Origin of the sequence: Enterococcus sp. DIV1421a, assembly GCF_051711025.1 — a bacterium.
Taxonomy (GTDB): domain Bacteria; phylum Bacillota; class Bacilli; order Lactobacillales; family Enterococcaceae; genus Enterococcus_B; species Enterococcus_B hirae.
On sequence record NZ_JBIOLU010000001.1, the window covers coordinates 2,141,573 to 2,162,429 of the forward strand.

Consider the following 20,857-nt stretch of genomic DNA (forward strand, 5'->3'; position numbering starts at 1 on the left):
GGCTAAATAAGTTTGCCTTACCGTTTGATTATCGCTATAAAACTGGTTAATATCTTGTTGAAATTTTCTTTCCTAAAACAAGCACGATCATTCAAAAATGCTATCCAAAGTCACTATCTGTTCAAGCTATTTTGCTACTTAATCCCTATTGATAAACCGATTTTTTGTCTTAACACATGAAACGATTTTCTCTCAATTTTGCGTTTTTGATGTCTTCAACAGTTTGAGTTCCAGCTAATTGCATGACCATTTCAAGTTCTGTTTTGAAAAAATCAAATACTTGTTTGATTCCTGTACTTCCTCCTAAAGAAAGTCCATAAATGGCTGGTCTACCAATGGCAACTAAATCAGCTCCTGAAGCAATCGCTTTAAAGACATGTTGCCCTCGTCTAACACCGCTATCAAATACGATCGGTACACGTTTATCCACAGCTTCAGCTACATAGCGTAATGAATCAAAAGAAGCTGGACCACCATCTAACTGTCTACCACCATGATTGGAGACCCAAATCCCTTGTGCACCAGCATCAAGAGAACGATACACATCATCTTCTGATTGTACCCCTTTGACATAAACTGGCAACTCTGAATGAGTCGTAATAAATTCGATATCTTTTGGACTTAATTTTTGTTTAGACGATTTATAGACTGCATCCATCGTTTGACCGACTCCCGATTGGTAAGCTTGAACGATTGGCATGGGCAACGGAAAAGTAAAACCATTTCGCCGATCTGTTTCACGATTTCCGCCAACTGTTGCATCAGCTGTTAAAACAACCGCCTTTGCTCCGTTTCTTTTTGCCATCTCCAAGATATCCAAGTTGATCCCATCGTCCTTACTCATATAAAACTGAAACCACTGAGGAGCTTCAGGACCACCAGCTGCTCTAATTTCTTCCAAGGTACAAGAAGCGTAAGAACTAGCTGTATAGATCGTTCCAAATTCTGATACTCCTTTAGCCGAAGCTTTTTCAGCTTGTTCATGAGCTAATCCATGCGCTGCTACTGGTGCCATAATTATTGGTGCGGCTAATGTTTCATCAGAAAAATAGGTCGTTGTATCAGGTAATTCCACATCTTTCAAAACATGAGGGATAACCAATTGATGATTAAAGGCTTTTTGATTTTCTCGATAAGTAAACAAATCCCCTGCACCACTACTGATATAGCCATATCCACCACTAGGGATTACTTGAGTAGCTGCTAATTCCAGATCTTCCATATTGATGAAATCAATCATCCCTTCATGTGTACCAGCTTGATAAACTTTTTCCATAATAAAGCCTTCTTTCTCTCGAATTAAGAACCATAAATTTTATGATAGCGTTTGCATTATTATCGTACCTCTCAAAAATGATACAGGCAAATAATCTGTTTGAACTCTAGCAGTAAAGTAGTAGTAAAATAATAGAGAGATTTTCTAGGAAAGGTTCTATTTATGGTTGAAAAGAAGAGACTAAGCCAAAACCTGCCTCAGCCTCTTCTAGCATCTCTAAAAACAGGCTTACTTCTATCCTCTGGAAATCGCCCTAGAAGAAAAAGGTATAGATTGTCAGAGGGAACTCCTGCTTCATTTGCGATGCTTATTTTTCTGGAATATAAGCTTCTCCTTGAGCGAATAGCACTGCTTCTCCACCAATCATGATCCTCTCCCCTCGTAACTCACAATCAAGGTAGCCACCTCTTGGTGAAAGCTGATGGGCAATCATTTTTTTCTTACTTAATTTATTTGCCCAATAAGGAATAAGATTGGAATGAGCAGAACCGCAAACGGGATCTTCATTGATCGTTAATTTCGGGAAAAATGTACGAGAAACAAAATCTTCCTTCTGACCACGTGCGGTCACGATCACACCAACGCCCAAATCAAAATTTTTAATAGCTGAAAAGTTTGGTTGCAACTGTTTTACGGTTTCTTCATCTGTCAGTTCAAAAAATAAATCTCGCGCTAAATAAGCAGCTTTGATTTTTGCACCGATCGCTTTTTCGTATTCAGGTAAAATTGCTACTTTTTTAGGCATGATACTTGGAAAATCCATATAGTAAGTTTCTTGTTGTTTTGTCACAAAAAGTTCGCCACTTTGACTAGTAAATTTGATTGTTTCTTCCTCTACCCCATAATAATTGAACAAAACAAACGCTGTTGCTAAAGTAGCATGTCCACATAAGTCGATTTCACGATCCGGAGTAAACCAACGTAACTCATAGTGTTCCTCCTTTTTGACAGTAAATGCTGTTTCAGATAAGTTATTCTCAATAGCAATTTTTTGCATCACCGTTTCTGGCAACCACTTCTCTAAAACGTAGACTGCTGCTGGATTCCCTTTAAACACTTCTTGTGTGAATGCATCAACAACATAATAACTTAACTTCATTTTATTCAGACTCCTTAACTTTTTGATAAATATATTCTGCACAACATAGATCTTCAATCGCTAAGCCAACGGCATCAAAAATCGTGATTGTTTCTTGTTGGTCTTTTAATAATCTTTTTCCTGAAACCAATTCACTTAACGAGCCTGAGATCGCTGATTCTGATAATTCTCCTTCAGCAATCGGAATCAGTAGATCGCCACTTTCTTTCATTGCAGCTCCATAATCATCGACATAGATGGCACTGCTTTTCATCAACTCACTAGTGATTTCACGTGTATCTGGTGTAAACGTACCAATAGCATTGATATGTGCACCAGGAGTAAGCCATTCTTTTTTCAAAAACGCCTCTTTACTAGGTGTTAGTGTACAAATGATCTCAGCTTGTTCCACTGTTTCTGCGAGTGTTTCTCCACTTGAAAATTCAATTTCCGGGTATGCTGTTTGCATTTCCTCAATAAATTGTTGACTTCTTTCTTTACTCAAGTCATAGACAGATACTTTATTGATTGAACGTATAGCACAGATCGCATTCAAATGCGAGCTTGCTTGTTGTCCAGCCCCGATTAAAGCTAATGATGCCGCTTCTTTTTTCGCCAATATATCAGTGGCTAAAGCGGAAACTGCAGCGGTACGAATCCAAGTGACTGCATTCGCGTTGATTAGCGCTACAGGTACACCGTTTTTAGAATCAAATAATAGAATTTCCCCCAAATGTGAAGATAGTCCTTGTAAATGATTATCAGGAAATGCAGTAATGATTTTTGCACCAAAACAACGATCTTTACCAAGATAAGCAGGCATCATCGCAAAAACATTTTTGTTTTTACCATCTGGCAAAATCTCTACCATACGTGTATTTTGACTAATTTTTCCTTCGCCATAATCGCTAAAACACTGACGCATTACTTCAATTGCCTCTTGAAAATCTAATCGTGATACTGCTTCTTCAAAATCGATTTTTCTCATAAAAATCTCCCCTTCACATCCATATATTATCATTGAATTATATACATTCAATAGTATAATTGTATGGAATACAATTTTAGAGGTGAATAAAATGCCCATAAATTCTTATGAAGATTATCCGATCACTTGGCGACCTGATAAAACAAAATTAACCCGCCCCATCTATAAATCTCTGATCCAACAGTTAGAAGAAGATATTCTTACAAGTAAGTTACAAAAAAATACCCAACTTCCTTCTCAGAGAGAATTAGCCGACTATTTAGATATCAATTTTACAACTGTCGGTCAGGCCTATAAATATGGTATTGAGAAAGGTCTCTTATACACCAATATTGGAAGTGGTACGTTCGTTTCCCCTAATGCTTTTACTTCAATCACGATTTCAACCAATCAAGTAGCTGAGCATGTGATTGATTTTGGATTAGTTAGTTCTTTTGAAGACTGCAACCATCTTGTCCTGCCTTTTATCCATTCAGTCAGTCTCAACCCCAATATCGTTGGTTTATTGAATTACCGTGACCCTATGGGAACCAATTTTCAATTAAAGACAGCAGTCGAGTGGTTACAAACTCAAGGGGTCCAAACAACGATTCATCATACCGCAATCGTTTCTGGTGTTCAAAATGGTCTTGCTGTGACACTTGCCGCCTTTTTTTCTCCTGGAGATCGAATCGCTATTGATCGATATACCTATTCCAATTTTATTGAGTTAGCGCATTTGTATCACTTAGAAGTAGTTCCGATCGATTTTGACCAAGAAGGAATGAAACCTGAATTATTGCTACAAGAGTGTCATAAAAAGAAAATAAAAGGGATTTATCTGATGCCTTCTTGTAATAACCCCATTGGTTTTCAACTGTCTCTCCAACGGCGTAATGAATTGAAAGCTATTATTTCCAAAGAAAAGTTATTAGTTATTGAAGACGATATTCATTCTTTTTTAACGACCCATTTTCAACAACAAGTTTTGCCACCGTTTCAACAGCTGCTACCTGATCAAACCATTTACTTGTCAGGAATGACCAAATTCATTTGTTCAGGTCTTCGTGTAGCCTATCTTGTATTCCCAGAACGTTTAAGAGAACGAATTGAACGTGCAATCTTTAATATAAACGTCAAAACATCTGGTTTAGATGCAGAAATCATCACTCAAATCTTGCACTCACCAGAAACAGTCCAGAAAATTTTAACAACAAAATTAAAGCGAACAGCCGAAGCAAATGACTGCTTTGATGCGTATTTTGATTTACCCCGCCCTTCGAATCCTTATCCTTATTATCGAAATATTCCGATCCGAGCCGATATTTCTCCCTTAGATGTAGAACAACATTTTTTGAACAAAGGGATAAGAATTTATCACTCGAATCGCTTCACTAGTCAACAACAAGCTGATCCTTTTATCCGAATCGCCTTATCATCCAATCATTTGGAGATTTTAAAGAAAGGATTACGGATCATTAAAGAAGAAATCGATGCTTATTTATGATTTTTTAGTTTCTATTCTTAGGTATACTCAAAAAATCATTCAATCACTGACAAACAAAAGAAGATCCATCACTCCTTTGATTTAGAACGTCTTCTCTTGTTATTGCGGTTCATCATTGAATCGATCATTTACTCGTAGTAAAAAAGTTTAGCACAACTTCATGCTCAACTTTTTTACTTCCTTAAGTAAGCCATTCGAATTGATTCGCCGTTCTTTCGATCACTTGGATAGCTGTCTTGACCCATGTTCCTTTAGAAACGTGACTTAAATGACTTGCATAACTTGTAGTCAGCTGTTTCAACGTTTGTTTCTTCTGTTGAAGTGTTTGTTTGGTCAAGTTTTTTCTATTTTGCGATGTGGCATGACTTGGTGTTGCAACAATAAGCCGAATGAGTTGTTTTTCCAATGTTTTTTGTAATTCTTCAAACATGTTTTTCTCCCGTTTCGTTTTTATTAGTTGTTAGATTCTTTCTCTAAAGTGGAATACTTCTCTACTAATGGACATTTAATGCGACATTCGATCATTCTTTTCTCTCTGCGAAAAATCACTTCTGCCTCTTCTTTGCTATCATTTAACAAACGATAGAACTGTTTTCTGTGGGGGGAAACATCAAAAAATGAAAAATCATGGAACTGGTTTGCTAAGTGATTTAAGTAATGATCAAATTTACTTTTCTCGTTCTTTAGTTGGTCGAGTTGATTTTCTAATTGTTTTTTTTCTGAATATAACTGTTTTTCCATAGGTTGAGACTGTCCTTCACCTTTTTTCATCCATAACCCCTCCATTTTATGAAAGATATTGGGACAATGTTTTATCTGTCCTCACCTGTTCTTCAATGGTGGTAACTATCTGTTTCAGCAGCGCATCTAATTCATGTTGGACCTTTTGCAATAGGGTTAGTTGTTGTTCATATGTAGCCACTGGCTGACGGACTAGTGTGTACTCTGTCACCTGATTTTCTGCCAGAATAGCCATTTTTTCGGTATCATTCAAATGTTCACCCCAGCGGTTCGTATCCCGTTTCGTTTGGCTCCAAAGAAGATTAGCCTGTTCAATCTCCTTGTTTAGCCACTTGACCACTGTGTCTATCTCAGATTGAATCGCTTGTTTGTATCCCAAGGTAATCGTTCTCGCTTGCATCGCATCTAAAAAAATCTCTTGTGAAGAAGAAATACCTTTACCACTGTGACGAAAATGATGATGAATCTCAGCGAGCCGATCCAACTCTTTGCTTGTCTGATGTTTTGCTAATTGGATAATCCCTTTAGACTGTGTCACTAGATTCCCATCTTGATCAAATAAATAACCGCCCAACATATGCTGTTTGCCCAACTTCACTTTTTTAGATGTTACTTCAATTATTGTGCCCACTTGTTTTTTTGTCAGTGAATACCCGATCGGTACTAAATCTCTTGTGTCAATAAAATTGAAAATCTTTCCTTCATTCGTTAATTTATCTGCTGTTACTTGTTGTCTGGGATTTAAAATACTGTAAATGTTGGGGCCTTGGTAGAGATATACCCCCTCTAGCCGATCATGAAAAGCAGTCGGCAAATCTGAAATAGCATATTGTCCATTCATTGAACCTAAAGAATGGCCATATACTGAAACTTTGGCATTGGGATACATTTGCATGGTTTCTTGTAATGTATGGGCAGCAGACTTTAATTGCGGCATCGCAGTTGCTCCTCCTGCATTGATCACTTGGACAGCCGTAGGAAGATTATTTACTCCCCAATCTCGCCATACATCTCCAGGATTTACCAGTATTTTATTGATCCCTATCGAGCCTTGATAAAGGATAGTTATCTGTTTCACTTCTTTTGGCTTTTGCACTTTTGGATTTCCGTCGGTAATGATAAAACTTTTTTCTCCACTTTTTTTGTTATCTATTATCTTTGATACATAACCATATGTTTGACGATTCACTGAAATTTTTTTGTTCACTTCGAGATTCATATAGCTTTGGCTTATCATTCTTATTCTCTCTTCATCAGTCATCCTCATGACTGATCCGCTCTCTCAATCAGCCTATCTAGTTTTTCTGAGAGAACTAATCCATCATTCACTAATTGGTTCCTGCGCTCATTGACTACCAATCCTAATGTTAACTCTTTATCTTGATTAATGATCAATTCAACGTTGATTCCTCCTAAACGATTAGGTTCAATACTTTCGTAATCAATTTCATACGAATGGACGATTCCTTCAGCTGCTAATGCTTTGGGATCTAACCGTTTTAACTCAGATTCGATCAGTTGCGCTACTCGGTCACTCTTAATCATATTGACCATTTCTTCATTAAGCTGCTTTTGTTTCATGTACACAATCCCTCCGATTATGATTACTGCTATCCCTAAAATTTTCATTAAACGATACAACATTTTTTGTTTTTTCATAAATCCTCTTCCTGTTTTCTATCTATTTGACCAACACGTTCGTCATTGTCTTTTCATAATAGAGATACGCAAGTACTTGAAGATTTTTGTCAGATAAACCCAATTTTTTTGTTGATCTGGTTTCTTTTACGATTCATGCTTTTGGGTTGATGAATTAGCCGAGTACACTCGTGACTTTCATCATGGGTAGTTCCTGCTCAATTAGAAGAATGTAAACAAAAAAACATAGATTTGGAACAAACGTTGTTCCAGATCTATGTTTTTCTTATCGATTAAAGTAAGGAAAAAATTATTGTCTTCGTTCCTTAAGAAAATAGTTGCATCAAAAATCCTGAAATGATCAAGACGATTGCACCGCCTAAACGATTTCCCATTTGCGCAAAAGCAATTAGTTCCATTCGATTAGCCGCAGATAATACTGCTACGTTCCCTGTACCACCCATTGAGTTGTTACACAATCCAGCTGTAATGGTTGATTCAACTGGGTACAAACCGAACAAACGTCCCACGAATCCTGAAGTGAGCGAGATTGCTACAACACTTGTCAAACATAAAACAACGAATTGCCAAGTTAACGCTGAAGCTAAGACATTTAGATTCAATAGCGCAATCCCTATTCCTGCAAGGACAGCTGCTGTTAAATTCTTAACGATCAGATTATTGAACATAATTGCTGCATCCTCATAATAATCAGGTAAGAGATTTGTAATTTTACAAATCACGACAATGATAATCATGAATGCATACGCATGGATTTTTGGCACAAAGTAGTTGCCGATTTGTCCTAAAATAAAGAATGTCAATGACACCATTAGACCTACACCTAATTGGGGGATCGATGGTTTCACATTCCGTGGTTTACCGTCACCAAGATCGCCTTTTGCCATAAGTTTGCCTTCACCATTCAATTTAGGCATTGATTTTCCTGCACGAGCAACCAAAGCTGCTCCAATGATGGCTAAGACATTAGTCATTGCTGTAGCTGGGAGTAATTGAGAAATAATAGAGGAAGCATTCGTTCCTAAGACGTTCGCATAAATCGTAGATAATGGAACTGCGCCAGCTCCAACTCCTCCAGCCATTGCTGGTAAAGAGATATACAGTACGGAACGTCCAAACCCATTACCAATTAACATTCCAACTAGACCAACAGCAAAAAACGAGACAATCATTGAAATAAGTGCTACTGGAATGAAACGTACCGATGCTTTCATTAGTAAATTACGGTTCATCCCTAAAATACTCCCAGTGATTAAAGCTGCGATATAAAAATCTAAGAAACCCATGTTACTTACAAAATTTTCAGTAGCTTTCACCACGTATTCTGGTAATATACCAAAAGTCGCAATTGCAGCTGAGGCAAAGATCGCAAATACGGAACCTCCACCTAGATAACTTCTAACGATTGGGATTTTTGTACCAATAAAATGAAATAAATTCCCGAATATCACTAGAACAGCGATCGGACCAATCATATTCGTTGGTAATTTCCCAAGTGCCATTGCAACGATCAGGACTAATACCATAATAAAATAGATAGGAAGACTTACTCCAGTAATCTTAGTTGTCCAAAATCCTTCTTTTGTTTTTTCTTCAACTTTTGTAGTTGATTCTTCTCTTTGTGTCATTCATACAGATCCTTTCTGAATAAAAAAGCACGGTGAAAGGCTGAGGTACGTTGAAAAATAGTTCAATATCTGATTTTTATAGCTTCTTCATCAGGTGATTCCCATTTTTCACCTCGTTGCATCTAATCAGCTGCTTTCCTTTCACCGATTAACGTACTCTGTGTATGATTGTGCTCAACTAATCCTTCATTCACTTTGTTTTAAAAATTTGGTCAAGCTTATTTGTCTAACTCTTGGTATTCTGGTACCCATTTAGCAGATTCCACTGCTGCTTTGATATCAGTGATTTCTTCACGATTCAATTTTTGAGAAACAACAGATTTCGCTACTGTTTCTGCAATTGTTTGAGAAAATTCAGTGATCTTCGCAACTGGAGGTAAAATTGCTGCGCCTGGTTTTGTAACATCAACGATTCCACCTAATGCACGACTTGCTTGAGAAATGATCTCAGCATTCACACGTGTAGCCGTTGAAGCAATCAAACCAAGTCCTAACCCTGGATACATCAACGCATTGTTTGCTTGTCCGATTTGATAAGTTACTCCTTGGTATTCCACGTCTGCTGCCGGAATCCCAGTTCCTACTAATGCTTTCCCATCAGTCCATTCAATTAAATCTTTGGCTTTCGCTTCCGCTAATTTCGTTGGATTAGACAATGGCATGATGATTGGACGTGGTGTATGGCTTGCCATTTCCTTAACGATTTCTTCCGTAAACGCACCTGGTTGAGTCGATGTCCCAATCATGATTGTTGGATGAATTTCTTTTACGACCGCTTCTAAAGTTGTTAGTTCAGCAGAATTAGTAAATTCAGATCGTTTTCGAGCAAAAGGAATTTGTCCTGGAGTCAAACCTTCTGTATCTTCAAATAATAACCCTTGTTTGTCTACTTGATAAAAGTGTTTTCGAGCTTCTTCTTCTGATACACCTTGACGAATCATTTCGTCTAATAGAATATTGGCAATACCTACGCCCGCAGTACCGGCTCCAAAAGTCAAAATAGTTTGGTCTTTCAATGATTCTCCAGAAATATTCAGTCCACCTAGTACACCAGCAAGAACAACAATCCCTGTTCCTTGGATATCATCATTGAAAGTAGTGATTTTATCTTCATATTTTTCTAAGATCGTTGCAGCATTTCCTCGTCCAAAATCTTCCCAATGTAGTAATAGTTCTGGGAAAAGATCCGTTGCTGCATCAACGAATTGATCGATAAATTCATAATATTTTTGTCCTGTCACACGACGATGGCGATTTCCTAAATACAATGGATTATTTAGTAATTCTTCATTATTTGTTCCTGCATCAATCGATACAGGTAATACTTGGGCAGGGTTGATTCCAGCAGCTGCTGTATAAACCATCAATTTACCGATCGCAATATCTACACCATTGACTCCCCAGTCACCCATACCTAAGATTCCTTCTGCATCAGTCACCACAATCAAGCGAATGTCTCGACCGTCCGCAGCATTTTGTAAACTTGCTTTGATATTTTCTGGTTCATCAATTGAAAGAAACGCAGCATCTTGCGGTTTTAAGAAAATTTCATTGTATTGTTCGATTGAATCCGCAACGACTGGATCATAAACAACTGGCATAAACTCAACTAAATGTTGTCCCATTAATTTATAGAAGAGTGTCCGATTTGTATTGAATAAATTCATTAAAAAGATCCGTTTTTCAAGATCACTTTGTTTACTCAAATATTGTCCGTATGCTTGAATCGATTGTTCCTCTAACGTTTGGACTGTGCTTGGCAACATACCTGTAATCCCATATTTCGCACGTTCTTCTTTCGTAAAAGCTGTTCCTTTATTTAAAAATGGATTATTTAATAAGTTTAATCCTGTCAACATAGCTAATTCCTCCTAGGTTTTAGTAACAAGGGAAGTATAGGCGTGAGAAAAGAATATAGTCAAAACTAATACCTACCATAAATTTTATTTATATGTCACTTTTCCTTATAAACTATATTTTTATGAGCATTGCATTTGTATGACACTCTCGTTGAATACAATGACTCGCTTTCTGGCTCCATGACCAAATGAAGGAACGACCAACTACCGCGATTCACTTTCTTATTGTGTTGGTTAAAAAAATAAGATAAGATGAGAAAAATCTTTTGATTGGGGAAAATAAATGAAAGTATTTATCACAAGACAGCTACAACCTGATACCAAGCAAACGATCCGTGAATTGAAAGAACAGATCGAACAGCAGCGTCACTGCCAGTTTAAACTAGCTCCTGATTTTGCTGAACAAACGAACGACCAGATCCGCCATGTCCTTTGTTTTAAAGAAGAGACACTTATTGCCTATGCTTTTTTAAGTTTTTATGATGAGAGCGAACTAGAAGTGACAATGATCGTGCATGAAAATTTGGCTTGTTTACAACAACTACTTGACGAAATGATGGGATTTGCTCAAACCATCGGCCGAACAACGATTCTTTACATCACTGATCCACATGACCTTTTTTTGAAAAATTACATTGAGTCGAAAAAAGAATTGAACAAACAGTTTACTGAGTATCGGTTGATTCTTCAGCCAAACAAATTTAAACAGCTAGATTCTCCTTATCGACCACAAAAAGCTACTCTAAAGGAATCTTCCTTAATTGCCCAACTCCAATTAGGAGAAATTGGGGCAACGGTTCCTCCATTGTCATCTGAAGATTTAGAGAAAACAGTTGTTTTTCATAAAGAAAATCAACTGATTGCTTGTGCCCGAATCGAAGAGGATCTATCTTCCTATGGTATCTACGGCTTAGTCGTAGCACCGGTTTTTCGTGGTCAAGGGTTAGGTAAACTTTGCTTGAACCGTTTGATCCAAGAATTATTAATCAAAGAAGAAAAAGAAATTTATTTAGAAGTCGATGCAACCAATCAAATTGCATATGATTTATATGTAAACATGGGCTTTGAAAAGAAAAGTACATTTGATTACTATGTTTGCCAACTGACTAAATATTGAAAGCTGTCACTCCAAAGTATCACTAGAAATAAAACAGTTTTTCAGTTAAGGAATGCTCTATATAGAATGGCTTTATACGTTTTGATGTTGGTGAAGTTCACCAACATCTTTTCATTTTTCCCCCTTCATTTCCCTCATTTGATCCCTCCAGTAAAGAAAAACAATCAAATGTGTCCTCAATAAATATCCTATTCCATTCCTCACATCTACTAAGTCCTAATTCAGTTGTTTTAGCATTCAAATTTCCCCTACTAGAAATGTGTCCTCCATTCTTATGAATCCAGTCGTTATACTAGTCACTTCTTATTTTTTTCGACCAACTATTATTCTCTAATAATAAAAACAAAGAACCCTATCAAAAGACTAAATTCTATCATTGACATTAGTACGAATTCGTATTATTATCATAAGTACGAATTAGGATTATAAAGGAGAGGTTCATAAATGGCTGAAAAACACACGAATCAACGAATTGGAAAAATAACTTCTACACTTGATGGTGTTTATTGGAAAATTTCAAAATTATCTGGTGTCAAAGAAAATTTATTTTGGCTCTTATATGTTTTAGACGATGGAGAATTCCATTCACAGAAACAAATCTGCGAGGATTGGTCATTTCCCAAAACAACAATCAATACGCTGATCAAAGAATGTGAATCAGATGGATACATTACTCTTAAAAATATTCCTGGGAAAAAACGTGAATTACAAATCTGTTTAACTGAAAAAGGTCTCCTCTATGCCCAAGAAGTATTAAAACCGGTATATGAGATTGAAAATAAAGCCCTTCAAGAAACTATGAAAATTGCACCAACTTTTATTGATGATTTTGAGAGATTTTCCAATGAACTCTTTTTCTCTTTAGAAGATTACTTAAAAAGGAGAAATGAATCATGAAAAAATTATTTTCCTTCTTAAAGTCATATTATAAAGAAACTATAGTAATGATCTTATGTGTTTTCATACAAGGATTTGGAACATTATATATCCCTACCCTCACTGCAGATATTGTGGATAATGGTATTCTTCAAGGGGATTTAGATTATATCTGGAAAATTGGTACACTGATGATTTTGGTAGCACTTACTATCATGAGTTTTTCCATCTTTGGTACTTATCTTTCTTCAAAAATTTCTGCCTATCTAGGCCGTGACCTTCGAAATGCGTTATTTCAAAAAGCACAAAATCTATCAATAGATAAATTCAATGATTTCGGACCAGCTTCAATGATCAGTAGAAATACCAGCGATGTAACAAAAATCCAAGAAGCTTTTTCTTCATCAGTTGAAATGCTCTTACCCGCTCCTTTCATGGCAATTGCTGGATTAGTTCTCACTTTTTCAAAAGATACTGGTTTAGCAATCAGCATCATGGGAATCATGGTGGTCATTCTTTTCTTAGCTTTTTTAATTAGCAAAAAAGCGATTCCTCTTCTAGCAAAACAGCAAACGCTTTTTGACAAGATGAATAAGAATATTAGGGAAAAAATTACTGGTGTCAGAGTCATTCGTGCCTTTAATCGTATGGACTATGAAAAGAGCCGTATGGATAAATCCTTTTTTGACTACAATAAAACAGCAGTTAGTATAAATAAACTATTTGCCATCCTCATGCCGATCATTACGCTTATCATGAATTTTTCTACATTGTTGATTGTCTATCTAGGAAATATCAGGGTAACCAATGGATCAATGCAATTAGGAGATATCATCGCCGTCATCGGATACTCTTCTATCATTCTTATGTCATTGATCATGGGACTTGCAGGAATCACTAGCCTTCCGAAAGCAAAAATAAGTGCTGATAGGATACTAGCTGTTTTAAATGCTGAGGAAGATGATTCCTCAGAGACTTCTATCAATGACACTGCTGAAGTAACGGAAGTAATCAAATTTGATAAAGTGTCTTTCCGTTATGCAAATGCTGAAGAACCAGTGTTGGAAGACATTAGTTTTAGTGTAAAGAAAGGTCAAACTACAGCTATCGTTGGAAGTACAGGTTCTGGAAAATCAACAATCGCAAGTTTACTTATGGGGTTTTATCACTCTTATACAGGAACTATTTCCTATAAAGGGAAAAATATCAAAAATTTATCTAGTGCAGCCCTCCGAGAGGAAATTGGCTATGTGCCTCAAAAAGCTTTTTTATTCAGTGGCACGATTTTAGATAATCTTAAACATGGTAAGAAAGATGCAACAGATGAGGAAATCACTCATGCTTGTAAAATTGCTCAGGTCAATGATTACATTAACAGCTTAAATGATAGATTTGAAACATCAGTAGCACAAGGAGGAAATAATTTTTCTGGTGGACAAAAACAAAGACTAGCCATTGCACGTGCATTAATTAAAAAGCCTGAGTTATATGTATTTGATGATAGCTTTTCAGCCCTAGATTATAAGACGGATGCGAAACTTCGGTCACTCTTGAAAAAGGAAACAAGAGAAGCCGCTATGATTATTGTAGCTCAGAGAATCAATACAATTATCGATGCCGACCAAATCATTGTTTTGGACGAAGGTAAAGTAGCAGGTATTGGCACCCATCAGACTTTATTAGAGACTTGCTTACCTTATAAACAAATCGTTGATTCTCAGTTTAGCAAGGAGGATATCGCATGAGTAACACGACCGTAAATGGAAATCCATCAAAAATAAAGAGTGTGAAAAAAACAACTTCTCGTCTGTACACTGATCTCATGGGACAAAAATGGAAACTACTATTAACTCTTATAGGTGTAGGGATTAGTTCGTTACTGAGTATAATTTATCCTTTGTTATTAGCTCAGGCTATCAATCTTATTGCCCAAGAAGTTCAATTACCTGTACAAACAAGTAACGCATTTACAATAGGCATACACTCAATGAATACGTTGCTGCTATTGCTAGTTGGTATTTTTTCCGCCAGAGCTTTGTTTAGTTATCTGCAACAATATGTCTTGGCAAGTGTTGCAGAAAATGTCACGCTTTCAATGAGAAAACGAATTAGTGAAAAACTGAATAGAGTGCCACTTCGATTTTATGATACACATAAAAAAGGAGATATATCCAGTCGTATCACTAGCGACCTTGAAAAAGTTTCGACAACCTTACAAGATGGAATTTCTCAACTGCTTTCTTCATTTGTAGCAATGATTGGTGCCTTGTTCATCATGTTTATGATTAGTCCTTTGCTGTCTTTGATTGTACTAGGCACTGTGTTCTTGAGTCTGGTAATTGCTTCAATGTTCACGAAAAAAACACAGGTTGCTCATGCTGAGAACCAGAAAGCTTTGGGAAACATGAATGCTCAGATCGAAGAAGCATTCACAGGAAATATAATTATTAAGGCATTTAATATCCAAGATGAAATGATTCAGAATACTGCGTCTTTAAATGAAGATCTGTGTCAGAAAGAAAAAAAAGCAAAGTTCATTACTTACGTCATCAATCCAATCATCCAATTTATGAACCATTTAGGCTATGTTGTAATCGCAATTGGCGGGGCAATTCTTGTTTTAAATGGAAGTATTTCAATTGGGTATATTCAAGCGTTTTTACAATATATTGAAAAAGTATCTGAATCAGTGTCTACATTTGCCTATATCTCTAATTCACTTCAAGGAGCTATTGCCGCTGCTGAGCGGATCTATCAAATAGAAGATGAAATAGAAGAAATTCCTGAAACGAACAAACGCATTAGCTTACCTAAAGTCAAAGGACAAATGCGTTTTGAAAATGTTCGTTTCGGCTACAAAGAAGACATGATGTTGATGGATAACATTAATATTGATGTTAAAGCGGGAAGTAAAGTAGCCATCGTTGGTCCTACAGGCGCTGGCAAAACAACATTAGTTAACTTAATCATGAGGTTTTATGAATTAAATGGAGGTAAGATTTCTATCGATAATGTCAATATAACGGAAATGACTCGTCAAGAATTGCGTTCGATCATTGGGATGGTTCTCCAAGATACTTGGCTATCCTCGGGTACTATTGCTGAAAATATTGCTTATGGAAAAAGAGATGCTCCAGAAACTGAGATTATCAAAGCCGCTAAAGCTGCACGAATCGATCATTTTATACGTACCCTTCCTGATGGTTATCAAACTATCTTGGATGATGAAACATCAAATATTTCTGTTGGACAAAAGCAATTACTAACTATAGCTAGAGCTATTCTTGCAGATCCAGCAATTCTAATTTTAGATGAAGCAACGTCTAGCGTAGATACACGTACGGAAGCTGAAATTCAAAAAGCAATGGATGCCCTGATGAAAAACCGTACTAGTTTTATCATCGCTCATCGCCTTTCAACGATTCAAGATGCTGATCATATTCTGGTCATGGACAAAGGAACGATTATTGAACAAGGGAATCACGAAGAATTGATTCTTCAAAATGGGTTCTATGCTGATTTATATAATAGCCAATTTGCAGCCTAATCTAAGTGCTTGGTATCAATGCTCTTTCGACGAATGAAGAAACTAAATTATTGCAAGTAACGTATGGAGGAAGGTATGAAGATTTCAACAAAAAATGCGCTAACAAATGAACAAATCAAAACGGTTATATACAAACAATTTAAATATTCTGAAGTTACGAGTATCAAGCAATTTAAGGAAGGAACGCTGAATACAGTCTACCTAATAAAAGGCACCCAAGAATTACGCAACGGAGTAGTATTAAAGACTGCACCTGACGAAAGTGCTGGTTTACCTTTGTTAGAAAAAGGCGGACTTTACACAGAAGTTTATGTTTATCAGTTGCTCCAAGATCATCATGTCCCTGTACCCAAAATGTATGCATATGATTTTTCAAGAAAAGTGATTCCTTATAATTACATTCTATTAGAGTGTGTTAAAGGAAAAACTTGGTCCAACTATTTTTCTAATTACTTGCTTTTAAATAAATCAAGACCTGAATTGATGAAAAAACTCGGGAAAATCAATGCTAAATTACATGGGATTGAAGGCAAATGGTTTGGCTATATCAAAGAAGAACGTCATTATCGTTACACATCTTGGAGTGAAGCATTCACAGCTATGGTTAGCGATTTGTTAGAGGATGCTCGAAAGCACGGGTACAAAATTCCGTATACTGAAATCTTATCTGCTATAGAACAAAGAAAAGAACTGCTGGATGAAATTCAAACACCTAAGCTTGTTAATTATGATATGTGGACTGGAAATATATATTTAGCGCCCAAAAAAGAAAAGTTGACTATCTCTGGTATCATTGATTTTGAACGATTCTTTTTCGGAGATCCATTAGCCACATTCCCTTCATTCATGTTAGATAGATTAGAAAAAGATCCAAATTTCATCTCAGGTTACAGTAAAGTGATAAATGATCATTTTACGTTTAGTCAAGAAGATAAGATTAGGCTTGTACTCTATGATATCTATACTCATTTGGTAGAAATAGCATGCACCTATCGCTATCCGAAAATTATAGCGGAAATATACCGATACTATCTAAATTCAAAAATTAAAACCTTTTTAAAAAAATTGAGCAAAAATGAATATGTTATCAAATAAAGAAAATTCCAACTACCAAAAAGGATTAAAATACCTTAAAAAGATGAGTCTAACCAATCTATCTTAATGAAATATTTCTTGAAACCAAAAAATTAGGATGAATATAAAGGGTGAGGAAGCTTATGAATAAAAAAATAAAATTTCGTTTTGAAAACAATCAGTCTAATGATAGTTCATATGAAAATAAACAAATAAAATGGAGTTCATTAAATAAGACCGCCAAAACTAACGGTCAACTATTTTTCATAAGTGATATTGATAAGTTAGAAATGGACATACAAAAATTTGCCTATGTGATTGATAAAAAAATTGTTGAATCTGAAGAAAATGCTTTGACTTTTCTGAGCAACAATCCTGAACGAATCCCTTGGTATATCAAGAAATTAAAAGAACAATATGAGAATTGGAAAAGTTCATCAAAATAAGGGCTTGCGAATACTCTAAGCAATTGAGAATTTCTCTCTTGCTTGGAGTATTTTATTTTTCAGAAGAAACACATATTTAAATACCTGTTATAACTCTATTCTTCTATTGTATTAGATGACATACATTCATCAGTTGGCTGTTAACAAAAAAAGGACACCGATGGTTAACCTTAGCCAAGCGACTAAAAATAAAGCAATTAAAAAACTTGCAGCACATCTAAACATTTAATGAACTTTGTTTGAGTGTTTATAGACACAAAAAGAATAGGATACACTTCATATTCGATTACAACAAAAGTGTCCAGAAATCCCTCCATTTCTGGATACTTTATTTTTTAGAAAATCAATTCATTTCGTGTTCTGTCATTTTTATGTTTAATTGCCATAGTTTTTTCTAATTATTTGTCATATTCATAGACAACAATAGCCACAAAAGCAACTAATTTTGAAGATAGATTGAGATATTTAAAAATCAATCATGGAAAATTAGTTTCTTTTGTCACTTAGCGCTGAATATTTATGTCATTTATCTAGAAAAATGACACATAAGTATTCAAAACTATTTAGATATACTCAAATTATTGATCTGAAGACAATAACATATTTAGCAAATAAAAAAGCAGATCCTACTAGTGAGAGATCTGCTTTTCCTGATTTGTGTATTATTTTTTTGGAAGAAACGATGTTTTTGAAGAATAATTTATCTTCTACTTTTATGTTAGCATATAACATATTATAAACAATCAATACTATAAACTATTACCACTTTAGTTCCTCAGATCTAGGAAATTTTTAATTTCAATTATTATTTTAAGGTTGAACTCCAATTTCATCTGATTTTATAAAACTTTGGAATGCCGGAATTTGCTTAAAAGCTCTTGGATAACCTGGACTAGCATTTATACTGGATATTTTCATTGTTAAGTCTACTTGGGATACGCCAAATATTGGCAATAAACTTCTTAAATTCGATTTATTTTTTAGCAGAGTAAGTACTTTTATGTTTCCGTTTAATCTGTCTAGAAAAATATACAATATCGGAAACCAGGTATACGTATCTATAAGTGGATTTATCTTACTCACATAATATAAAAACATATCAGCCTCAATCATCGAATTAAATTCTTTTTCAGTAGTTCTTTTCTCCATTTTTTCAGCTATTATTGAAACTCTGCCACTGCCTCTTTGAATTTCTCCACCCAATATAATCCGAGGTGGTATCCTCAAAGCAACAAAATAAAAATTATTGCGCTCAGATTTACTATAAAATATATGGTTTAATATACTTGATAAATTATCCCATCTTTTAAACTTAATAAATACTGACGTTGTATATATGAACAATTCTGTCAATAAGAATTTTGCTGCTTCTGGAGCCAACATATCTTGTGTTTCCATTTGCATAATTTTATTGTAAAAGTCTTCAAAAAATTCACTAATAAATTCCGAGTCAACACTCTCTTCCTGTACAAAAACATTCAATACTTTTACGAATGATTGACGAAATGGAAGTGACTCATCTACCATTCGTAAAGCAGCAGCATCATAAGATTCACCAGAATTTTCTTTTACTTCAAGCTTATCTAGTTCTTCAATAAAAATATCAAAATAATCTTTAAGTGCAAAAACAACTCTTTTTGTACCTTTACTTAGCGCATACTCTACATCATCAGCTTTTCTTTCAATCTTAAAAGTGTTGATTCTATCTTCAACAATATAAGAAGGTGCCTTACCTAATTTTGGTTTTGTACGTAAAGGTTTTTCATATATATCTCTAACAAGCTGTTCGAGTCCTTGCTGATATACTTGATCACTAGATAAATCAATATATATACGTGACTTAACATAAGTAGGTAAAAAAGCTTTCCCAGTATTCTCATCTTTCTCAAAAATAATCGGTATAAATTTATTTTCCCCTAAATCTTCGTATAAAGAGGGGGTAATAATTTGAGTTTCCGCACCTACACCCCCTTGTCTTTTATTTGCTTTTTCAGCATAAACTCTATCTGTTATAATTAGCACTTTGTCCAAAGAAGAATCAGTAACTATTTGTTCCATAAATTCATATTTATCTTGTCCAGGCTTTAAATCCCATTCATCTAATATTACGTCTATACCTAGATTCACTAACTCTTCAGCTAATCGTATTACCTTTTCCTTGTGTTCTTCATTTGACCAACTATACGATATAAACACCTTTTTTGTTTTAATATTTTCCAACAGTATTTCCCCCAATGAATATGTAATTAATACTATATATTTAGCATAACTTACTCCTTCTATACCTAATATAGATTATATATAAAGGATAAAAATAAAAAACTTCTACCCTCATAAAAAAACAGAAGCTTTTAAACTTAATAAAAACAAGTAATTCCTAATTTCCTATAAAAGAAACAACAAAAAGAGAGACAGCAAAAATAAGACTATAAACACCTAATTTTCTTTCATTCTCATACGCTTTTTCATCTAAGTCTAAAGGGAATGAACAAACGTTCAATGGATTATCTGGATGTTCTTCTAAATAATCATTCCAAAAACTATTCCGTTCTTTCAAACTAGGTTGTGTCAATATAAAAATAGAAATTAAACAGAAAGTAAGAGACAATAACACAAACGATAGATTTACATCTTTTGTAAAAAATGCAATTATAAACATCGCTATCATCCCTATAAATGAACCGATTAGAGCAGTCATTTGAAGGTTATGTTTCAAACCACTATTAAGGTATAGCTGTTGGTAGTTAAATATTTTTATTTGACGATATTTGAGATCTTTCTTTGTGAGTTTTGGAAAACTCTTCTTTATATATTGTTTTTTCCTAAAGTTCAATCTATGCTGTACTATAGTAAATTTCATTATCATAATAAAACTAACAATCATAGTAATTAACATAGCCAGAGAAAAAATAGAAAAAATTAATTTAATGAATGCCATTTGTTCACCTCAATATTCTTATAAAAAATAATTATAACAAATATTAACTATGTAAACATTAATCTATAATAATTTTTTCTTTTTTGTTTATTAAGTCCAATTAATAACGGCATCTTTTACAGCTATTAAAGAAAATCTTTACAG

18 protein-coding genes are annotated in these 20,857 nt (G+C 35.0%); 7 read left to right on the forward strand and 11 right to left on the reverse strand.

Annotated features, from left to right (window positions below; translation table 11 throughout):
• Window positions 1–169: 169 nt before the first annotated feature.
• The 3 genes from IGK21_RS09700 to IGK21_RS09710 all read right to left on the reverse strand — a co-directional run bounded on the left by IGK21_RS09700 (window position 170) and on the right by IGK21_RS09710 (window position 3,342).
• Window positions 170–1,276 carry an alpha-hydroxy-acid oxidizing protein gene (locus IGK21_RS09700; RefSeq protein WP_034699072.1) on the reverse strand — a complete coding sequence of 369 codons (1,107 nt, stop codon included), beginning with the start codon at window positions 1,274–1,276 and terminating at the stop codon, window positions 170–172.
• A gap of 307 nt (window positions 1,277–1,583) precedes the next feature.
• Entirely contained in the window at window positions 1,584–2,375 is a 792-nt protein-coding gene (locus IGK21_RS09705) for a PhzF family phenazine biosynthesis protein (protein WP_181915086.1), read from the reverse strand.
• Between the two features lies 1 nt (window position 2,376).
• Window positions 2,377–3,342, reverse strand: coding sequence for an ornithine cyclodeaminase family protein (locus IGK21_RS09710; RefSeq protein ID WP_181915087.1), 966 nt, complete (start codon window positions 3,340–3,342; stop codon window positions 2,377–2,379).
• Window positions 3,343–3,433: 91 nt separating this feature from the next.
• Here IGK21_RS09710 and IGK21_RS09715 point away from each other — a divergent pair, with 91 nt between their 5' ends.
• Window positions 3,434–4,828: a PLP-dependent aminotransferase family protein gene (locus IGK21_RS09715; RefSeq protein WP_010738030.1), complete on the forward strand. Its 1,395-nt coding sequence runs from the start codon at window positions 3,434–3,436 to the stop codon at window positions 4,826–4,828.
• Between the two features lie 181 nt (window positions 4,829–5,009).
• On the opposite strand, the gene IGK21_RS09720 is transcribed toward IGK21_RS09715, so the two are convergent.
• The 6 genes from IGK21_RS09720 to IGK21_RS09745 form a co-directional block, all read right to left on the reverse strand.
• Window positions 5,010–5,258 carry a hypothetical protein gene (locus IGK21_RS09720; RefSeq protein WP_063627435.1) on the reverse strand — a complete coding sequence of 83 codons (249 nt, stop codon included), beginning with the start codon at window positions 5,256–5,258 and terminating at the stop codon, window positions 5,010–5,012.
• Window positions 5,259–5,281: 23 nt separating this feature from the next.
• Entirely contained in the window at window positions 5,282–5,599 is a 318-nt protein-coding gene (locus tag IGK21_RS09725) for a hypothetical protein (protein WP_181915088.1), read from the reverse strand.
• Between the two features lie 16 nt (window positions 5,600–5,615).
• Window positions 5,616–6,806: a hypothetical protein gene (locus tag IGK21_RS09730; protein WP_252703165.1), complete on the reverse strand. Its 1,191-nt coding sequence runs from the start codon at window positions 6,804–6,806 to the stop codon at window positions 5,616–5,618.
• Window positions 6,807–6,832: 26 nt separating this feature from the next.
• Complete coding sequence (locus IGK21_RS09735) at window positions 6,833–7,228, reverse strand: DUF1310 family protein (RefSeq protein ID WP_010718664.1); 396 nt, start codon at window positions 7,226–7,228, stop codon at window positions 6,833–6,835.
• Window positions 7,229–7,533: 305 nt separating this feature from the next.
• Window positions 7,534–8,856 carry a 2-hydroxycarboxylate transporter family protein gene (locus tag IGK21_RS09740; protein ID WP_034699057.1) on the reverse strand — a complete coding sequence of 441 codons (1,323 nt, stop codon included), beginning with the start codon at window positions 8,854–8,856 and terminating at the stop codon, window positions 7,534–7,536.
• Window positions 8,857–9,074: 218 nt separating this feature from the next.
• A complete protein-coding gene (locus tag IGK21_RS09745) occupies window positions 9,075–10,715 on the reverse strand; it encodes a malolactic enzyme (protein ID WP_034699054.1) in 1,641 nt (546 codons plus the stop codon).
• Between the two features lie 283 nt (window positions 10,716–10,998).
• Between IGK21_RS09745 and IGK21_RS09750 the strand changes: the two genes are divergently transcribed.
• From IGK21_RS09750 to IGK21_RS09775, 6 genes are all read left to right on the forward strand, one after another.
• Entirely contained in the window at window positions 10,999–11,832 is an 834-nt protein-coding gene (locus IGK21_RS09750; RefSeq protein WP_034699051.1) for a GNAT family N-acetyltransferase, read from the forward strand.
• Window positions 11,833–12,276: 444 nt separating this feature from the next.
• Complete coding sequence (locus IGK21_RS09755) at window positions 12,277–12,729, forward strand: MarR family winged helix-turn-helix transcriptional regulator (protein ID WP_010718669.1); 453 nt, start codon at window positions 12,277–12,279, stop codon at window positions 12,727–12,729.
• Entirely contained in the window at window positions 12,726–14,453 is a 1,728-nt protein-coding gene (locus tag IGK21_RS09760; protein WP_034699049.1) for an ABC transporter ATP-binding protein, read from the forward strand. Before IGK21_RS09755 ends, IGK21_RS09760 begins: the two co-directional genes overlap by 4 nt.
• Window positions 14,450–16,255, forward strand: coding sequence for an ABC transporter ATP-binding protein (locus IGK21_RS09765; RefSeq protein ID WP_034699046.1), 1,806 nt, complete (start codon window positions 14,450–14,452; stop codon window positions 16,253–16,255). The genes IGK21_RS09760 and IGK21_RS09765 overlap by 4 nt, the downstream gene beginning before the upstream one ends.
• 75 nt (window positions 16,256–16,330) lie before the next feature.
• On the forward strand, window positions 16,331–17,350 hold the full coding sequence (locus IGK21_RS09770) for a phosphotransferase family protein (protein WP_034699044.1): 1,020 nt from the start codon (window positions 16,331–16,333) through the stop codon (window positions 17,348–17,350).
• A 122-nt stretch (window positions 17,351–17,472) separates the two neighbouring features.
• On the forward strand, window positions 17,473–17,775 hold the full coding sequence (locus tag IGK21_RS09775; RefSeq protein WP_010718673.1) for a hypothetical protein: 303 nt from the start codon (window positions 17,473–17,475) through the stop codon (window positions 17,773–17,775).
• Between the two features lie 810 nt (window positions 17,776–18,585).
• On the opposite strand, the gene IGK21_RS09780 is transcribed toward IGK21_RS09775, so the two are convergent.
• A complete protein-coding gene (locus IGK21_RS09780; RefSeq protein ID WP_034699041.1) occupies window positions 18,586–19,995 on the reverse strand; it encodes a toll/interleukin-1 receptor domain-containing protein in 1,410 nt (469 codons plus the stop codon).
• Window positions 19,996–20,152: 157 nt separating this feature from the next.
• Window positions 20,153–20,713, reverse strand: coding sequence for a hypothetical protein (locus IGK21_RS09785; protein ID WP_034699039.1), 561 nt, complete (start codon window positions 20,711–20,713; stop codon window positions 20,153–20,155).
• Between the last annotated feature and the right edge of the window lie 144 nt (window positions 20,714–20,857).